The organism is Myxococcus sp. CA005 (assembly GCF_006518205.1).
Lineage (GTDB): Bacteria > Myxococcota > Myxococcia > Myxococcales > Myxococcaceae > Myxococcus > Myxococcus xanthus.
Window position 1 is genome coordinate 42,758 of record NZ_SRLV01000016.1, and the last position, 7,383, is coordinate 50,140.

Genomic DNA, 7,383 nt, shown 5'->3' on the forward strand with positions numbered 1-7,383 from the left:
GCGCGCCCCTATGTTGAACCTGATCAACAACCACGCACACGGTTATGTGGTCACGCCCGTGGTCCTGGCCTGCAACGACGCTGGCCTGTTCGAACTCCTGCGGCAGGGACCGAAGGACTTCGACCGGTTGGCGGAGGCATTGCGTGCCAACCGGGGACATCTGCGCGTCGCGATGAGGATGTTCGAATCGCTCGGCTGGGTTCGCCGCGACGCGGATGACGTGTACGCGGTGACGGCGGCGGCGGCCGCGCATCGGTCCTTCCCCCGCGAGGCGCAGTCGCTCTTCGCGCTGCCCATGGACCGGTACCTGCGCGGGGAGGACGGCCTGTCCCTGGCGCCGTGGTTCGAGCGCTCTCGGGCGTCGTGGGATACCGATGACACGCTGGTGCGCGAGCTGCTCGACGGCGCCATCATCACGCCGCTGATGCTCGCGCTGGAGCAGCGTGGGGGCCTCAAGGAGGCGAGGCGTCTGTCCGACCTGTGGTCCGGGGGGGATGGAAGGGACACGTGCGTCCCCGAGGCCGTCCAACACGAGCTGGCCGGGTTCTTCTCCGCGCAGAAGTGGACGCGTGAGGACGCCGTCGACGCGGAGCTCACGCCCAAGGGCGCCTTCATCTTCGAGCGGGCATTGCTCTTCGCCATCGTCGGCTCGTACCGGCCGATGCTGGCCAGCATGCCGCAGCTGCTCTTCGGTGACTGCGACCAGGTCTTCGGGCGGGACGAAGCGGGCCACGAACTGCACCTGGACCGAACCCTCAACGTGATTGGGAGCGGCCACCAGCACCGGAAGTACTTCGCGGAGCTGGAGAAGCTCATCATCACCGTCTTCGATGCCGAGAACCTGTCGGCACAGCCGCGCTACATCGCGGACATGGGGTGCGGTGACGGCACGCTCCTGAAGCGGGTGTATGAAACGGTGCTTCGGCACACGCGGCGGGGAAGGGCGCTCGACCGGTTTCCGCTCACGCTCATCGCCGCGGACTTCAACGAGAAGGCGCTCGAAGCCGCTGGGCGGACGCTGGCCGGGTTGGAGCACGTTGCCTTGCGCGCGGACGTGGCGCGGCCGGACCGTCTCATCGAGGACCTGCGGGCGCGCGGGCTAGCCGAGCCTGAGAATACGCTGCACATCCGCTCGTTTCTCGACCACGACCGTCCCTACCAGCCTCCCGCGGACAGGGCGGGGCTCCACGCCCGGATTCCGTTCGATTCGGTGTTCGTGGGCAAGGCGGGCCAGGAGGTGGTTCCGGCGGAGGTGTTCCACAGCCTGGTGGAGCACCTCGAGCGCTGGGCCGCCATCCTGCACCGGCATCCCCTGGTCATCCTGGAGGTTCACTGCCTGCCGGCGCCGGTGGTTCGCGGCAACCTCAGTCAGAGCGAGAGCCTCCACTTCGACGCCTACCACCGCTTCTCGCATCAGATGCTGGTGGAGGCGAACCACTTCCTGCTCGCGGCCGCGCAGGCGGGGCTGTTCGCCAGGGATGACGTCATCCGCCGTTTCCCGCGGACGCTGTCGTTCACCCGGATGACGCTCACGCAGTTCGAGAAGCGATCCTATCGCATCCGGTGGGCGCGACTCGGAGACCTGCCGGCACTGGAGCGGCTGGAGCGCGAGTGCTGGGACGCGGAGCTGCGCGCGCCGGACGCCGTGCTGAAAGCCCGCGTCGAGAAGTACCCTCAGGGCCAACTGGTGCTGGAGCTGGAGGGACAGGTCGTCGGGGCCATCTACTCCCAGCGCATCCGTGATGACGGCGTGCTCCAGGGCTCCACGGCTGAGACGGTCGACACGCTCCACACGGACACGGGGCCAGTGGTCCAGCTCCTGGGCGTCAACGTCTCGCCGAGCGCGCAGCATTCGCGGCTGGGAGACCGGCTGCTCGAGTTCATGCTGCAGTACTGCGCACTGTCGAATGACGTGGCATCGGTGGTGGGGGTGACTCGCTGCAAGGCGTATGGCCGCCACGCGCACCTGTCCCTCGAACAGTACGTCGCCGTGCGCGATGAGCACGGCTTGTCCGTGGACCCCGTGCTCCGCTTCCACCAGATTCACGGCGCAGAGCTGGGCGAATTGGTCGTGGGCTACCGGGTTCGCGATGCGGACAACCACGGCCATGGCGTGATGGTGCGCTATGACGTGCACAACCGTGTTCGCCGGGATGCCCCGGTCGAAGACGCCGAGAGCGCGAGTCCTGCTCCAGCGGTGACGGCCCGTGGCGTGGCGTCCACGGAGACCGAGTACTACCTGCGTCAGGTGGTCGCACGGATTGTCGAGTGCGACGCGGCGGCGGTCCGGCTGGACCTTCCGCTGATGGAACTGGGCGTCGACTCGGTGGGGCTGATGGAGCTCGCCGAGCACATCGGCCGGCGCTTCGAGCTGAAGCTGGAGGAGACCTTCTTCTTCGAGCACAACACCCTGGACCGGATTGGCGCGTTCCTCGCCGGCCGGAATCAGCCGGTGGTGGCGCAGCCCGTGTCCGCGCCCTTGCGTCCCGCGCCCGTGCCGGCTCCCTCGGGCGAGGTGAGTGACCAGGAGATTGCCATCGTGGGCGTGGCCTGCCGCCTGCCCGGCGGTGTCCAGACGCCGCAGCAACTGTGGGACACGCTGATTGCTCGTCAGTCCCTCGTCGGGACGCTCGAGGACATCCGCTGGCGCTGGTCCGGCCTGGGACATGCGGCCGCCTCGGGCCATGTCGCGCATGCCAGTGACGTGGACCGGTTCGACGCGGCCTTCTTCAACATCTCCCCGGCGGAAGCCGAGTTGATGGACCCGCAGCAGCGGCTGCTGCTCGAACTCAGCTGGCAGTGCATCGAGGACGCGGGGCACGATCCCTTGCGTCTGGCGGGAAGCGACACCGGCGTCTTCGTCGGCGCGAGTGGCTCCGACTATAAGACGCTCCAGGACAAGTACGGGCGGGACATCGCTCCGCAATACGCGGTGGCCACGTCCACGTCCGTCATCCCCAACCGCATCTCCTACTTCTTCGACTTCAGCGGTCCCAGCGTGCAGGTGGACACTGCGTGCTCCAGCTCGCTGGTGGCACTCGACCAGGCGCTGCGAGCACTGCGGAGCGGTGAGTGCGGTCAGGCCCTGGTCGGCGCCGTCAGCCTCATCTGCGAGCCGAGCAACACGGTCTGCTACCAGCGCGCAGGCATGCTGTCCGAGGACGGGCGGTGCAAGACGTTCGATGCGAGCGCCAACGGTTACGTCCGTGGGGAAGGGGCGGTGGTCTTCCTTCTCAAGCCGCTGAAGAAGGCCCTGGCGGACAAGGATCCGGTCTACGGCGTCGTGATGGGCTCGGCCGTCAACCATGGTGGACGGACCGCGGGGCTCACGGCGCCCAACCCGCAGAAGCAGGCGGAGTTGGTGTGCAAGGCGCTCCAGGCTGCGAACGTGGCGCCCGAGGAAGTCGGCTACATCGAAGCGCACGGCACGGGCACTTCGCTCGGCGACCCGGTGGAGACCAAGGGGCTGGTCACCGCTTTCGACCGCATGTCTCGGGCGAAGGGGACGCGTTCCACCGGGCGGTGTGCGGTGGGCTCGGTGAAGACGAACATCGGGCACCTCGAAGCGGCAGCGGGCGCGGCGGGCCTGCTCAAGGCGCTGCTGTGCCTGGGCCACAAGCGGATTCCCGCGAACCTCCACTTCGAACAGATGAACCCGCGGATTGGCTTCACGGGCACCCCGTTCTACGTGAGCCACGAGGAGCATCCCTGGGAGCTGTCGGAGGGACAGGCCCGTCGCGTGGCGGGCGTGAGCAGCTTCGGGTCGGGTGGCACGAACGCGCACGTCCTGGTGCGGGAGCACGTGGCGACAAGGCCCGTCAGCAATGGCGTGGGGGCTGGGGGGCGGTATCTCGTCCTGTTGTCGGCTCGGACCGAACGGGCGCTGGAGCGGCGTGAGGCGGACCTGCTCACCTGGCTCCAGGCGAATCCCCTGGAAGACCTGGGCGACGTCAGCGCCAGTCTGGCCATGGGGCGCGCGCACTGGGGACATCGCTCCGCCTACGTGGTGTCGAGCCATGGGGACCTGTGTGAGCAACTGTCCTTGGCCGAGCGGCGCCGGGCCTCCACCGTGGGAGCGACCAAGTTCGACAGTCTGCGCAAGCAGCGCTTCCTCCAGCGCTTGCAGCAGGTCTTCCCACACGACGTGTTGCTGAGAGCCGCGCGCGAGGGGGCTGGGTTCCATGACGACCTCTGCGCGCTCGCAGACCTCTACCTGCTGGGCTCCGAGTTCGACTGGCAGCCGATGTTCAGTGCGCTCCTGACGCGTCGGCTGCGGCTGCCGGCGTACCCCTTCGAGCGTGACTCGTACTGGTTGCACCCGAAGGAGGCTGCTGACGGAATTCCCGCCGTGGTGAAGGCGCCTGTCCGCGAACCGCAGGCGGGTGCCGGTTCCTGGCTGTGCGTGGCCCAGAAGTGGGTGCCCACGGCGCTGGAGGATGGCATCGACTGGCGCGTCCGTCTGGCGCGCTACGCGGGCAAGGAAATCGCCATCGTCTACCAGGAGGCGGACGACCTGGCGTCCTTCAAGGTCCTGCTGTCAGCGGCGTGTGCGGGGCTGGGAGACCGTGCTCCAAGAGTCCATTCCGTGGACGCCCGCGACTTCGGTGATGCGCTCGACGGCAATCCGTTCCCGGTGCTTCCCGACGTGGTGTTCTCGCTGGGGGCCTCGAAGCCGGAGGGACAGGGCGCCCTGCGCGCGGCGCAGACCGTGTTTCGAATCAGCCAGACGCTGATGCGCGCGGCGGGGGAGCGTGCTGTCCGCCTCTATCACCTCCATGAAGTGAGCCCGTCGCAGTCGGCCATCGACGCCGAGGCGCTTGGAGGGTTCATCCGGTCCGCCATGCTGGAGAACGCGGCCCATGTCTGGAAGGTGGTGGGCTTCAGCGCGGACGGAGCGGCACTGTCTCCTCGTCAGGCGCTGTTGCAGGAATGGCTCTCCGACCCGGAAGCGTCGCCAGAAATCGTTGGCAGCCACGTCTGCGCCACGCCGTGCGAGGTCCGCTATGCACAGGCGCAGCGGGCCCTGGCGACGTTCGTGGAGGTGCCACCCGAGCAGGCACGGACGGACTTCCCGAAGCTGCGGCAGGGAGGCACGTACCTGGTGACGGGAGGCCTGGGGCCGGTGGGCGAGCAGGTCTGCAGACAGATGGCCCGCCGGTACCAGCCCACGCTGGTGTTCTTCTCCCGAAGCTCCCTGGACCCGGTCCGGGAGGCGCAGCTGGAGACGCTTCGCTCCCTTGGGGCGAAGGTCGAGTACCTCCCGGTCGACATCACCGACCCGGCCGCCTTGCGAGGCGCGTGGGCGGAGGCCAAGGCGCGGGTGGGCGTCTTCCACGGCATCCTCCACCTGGCTCGGCTGGTCGAGGACAGCCCCATCTACTCCAAGCGCTGGGCGTCCTTCGAACGGGTGGTCGCAGCCAAGGCCCGGGGAACGGTGCTGCTCGACGAAGTCTCCGCGAACGAACCGCTGGAACTCTTCCTGCTGTTCTCGTCCGTGGCCGCCTTCGGCATCCGAGGCTCGTCCGACTATGGCTACGCGACGGCCTATCAGAACGCCTTCGCGCGCCATCGGAACGAGCAGGTGAAGCGTGGGGAGCGCTCTGGCCGGACGGTCTCCCAGTGTTGGGGGCCTTGGACGGTGGACAGCTACATGCCGGAGCGGCGCGATGAACGGTTCGCGGCCATGGGCTGGGGCCTGATTGAGCCGTCGCAGGCGCTGGAGGCCATTGACCAGAGCCTTCAGCTCTCCGAGCCGGTGGTGGCGCTGGTCAGGACTCCCTCGTTGGAGCTGGCTCGACGTGTCTTCGGCCTGGCGCGAAGCAACGACACACAACCGAGCGCCTCATCCCCGTGGGCCGGGCTGGAAGAGGGGCTGCGGCGTTTCGAAGCGGGTGGCGCTCCCGCGCCTGCGGCCGTGGCGGCGTTCCTGGCGGACTACGACCTGGAGCAGGTGCCGACAGCGTTGGTTGAGCGAGCGCACGGGCTGATGTTCTCCGCGCCCGTGGAGCGGGCTCCTCGTCGCCTGGCGACCGGTGGCGAAGCGCTCGAACGCGCGGTCCGGGATGCGCTCACGGAAGTGCTGAAGCTGCGCGGTGACTACTCGGACGACCAGACGTTCCAGAGCTTCGGGATGGACTCCATCTCCGCGACCCAGTTGGCCACGCGGCTGGAGAAGAAGCTGGCGATGCCCATCCTGCCTCGGTGGTTCCTGGAGTTCTCCACGGCCCGGGCGCTGATTCGCCACCTGGCCGCTCAATCTCCCCAGAGGCAATCATGACGATGTCGCTCGAAGAGCTCCTGGGCGTTCGGCCTCCCAGCCAGCGGCGCTCGCAGGTGAGCTTCAGCTTCTTGTTCTTCTCGGACGTGCGCAAGGACATCTCCAGCGCGGAGAAGTACCGCTTCATGCGCGACGTCACCTTGTTCGGGGACGCGAAGGGCTTCACCGCCGTCTACATCCCCGAGCGGCATTTCAGTGAGTTCGGCTCCATCTACGCGAACTCGGCGGTGATGGCCTCGTACCTGATTGCCCAGACGAAGCGCATCCGGTTCCGGACGGCGGGCATCAGCCTGCCGCTGCACCATCCGGCCGAGGTCGTCGAGTGGTGGGCCATGAACGACAACCTGTCCGGTGGACGCGTGGACCTGGGCTTCGGCTCCGGTTGGGCCAAGCCGGACTTCATCTATGCCCCCGACGCCTACGAGAAACGGCGGGCCATCTGCGCGGAGCGCATCGACATCGTGCGGCGGCTCTGGCGCGGGGAGACGGTGCCCTTTCCAGGGCCGGGCGGTGTGGACATCCCCATCACCGTCTATCCCCGGCCGGTGCAGAAGGAACTGAATGTCTGGTTGCTCATCACCCAGAACGCGGATGCCTTCGCGCAAGCGGGGCGGCTCGGCTTCAACGTCTTCACCATGCTGTATGGCTGTGACCTGGACGTCCTTCGTGACCGGATCGCCCTCTACCGCCAGGCTCGGAAGGAAGCGGGCCATGACCCGGAGACCGGCATCGTCTCCTTGATGCTCCACACGCTGGTCCATCGCGACATGGCGTTGGTCCGCCGGGCGGTGGAGGCGCCATTCAAGGAGTACATCCGAAGCTCCTTGGATGCCCATCTCGCCGCGGGGCTGGGCTCGGCGGGGAAGGTGAGCCTGAAGGAGATTGGCGAAGCGGAGAAGAACAAAATCCTGGAGTACGCCTATGAGCGCTACTTCTCCACCGGGGCCTTGTTCGGTGACGTCGGCGACGCGCGGCGGATGGTGGAGAAGACCATCGCCGCGGGCGTGAACGACATCGCGTGCCTCGTGGACTTCGGCGTCGACTACCCGCTGGTCATGGAGTCGCTGCCGTACCTGGAAAAACTCGTGGCGGATTACTGCTGAGCC

2 protein-coding genes are annotated in these 7,383 nt (G+C 67.7%); both read left to right on the forward strand.

Annotated features, from left to right (window positions below; genetic code table 11):
• Positions 1–10 precede the first annotated feature (10 nt).
• Complete coding sequence (locus FMQ63_RS09860) at positions 11–6,277, forward strand: beta-ketoacyl synthase N-terminal-like domain-containing protein (protein WP_011553948.1); 6,267 nt, start codon at positions 11–13, stop codon at positions 6,275–6,277.
• On the forward strand, positions 6,274–7,380 hold the full coding sequence (locus tag FMQ63_RS09865; RefSeq protein ID WP_020478106.1) for an LLM class flavin-dependent oxidoreductase: 1,107 nt from the start codon (positions 6,274–6,276) through the stop codon (positions 7,378–7,380). Before FMQ63_RS09860 ends, FMQ63_RS09865 begins: the two co-directional genes overlap by 4 nt.
• The last annotated feature ends 3 nt before the right edge of the window (positions 7,381–7,383 follow it).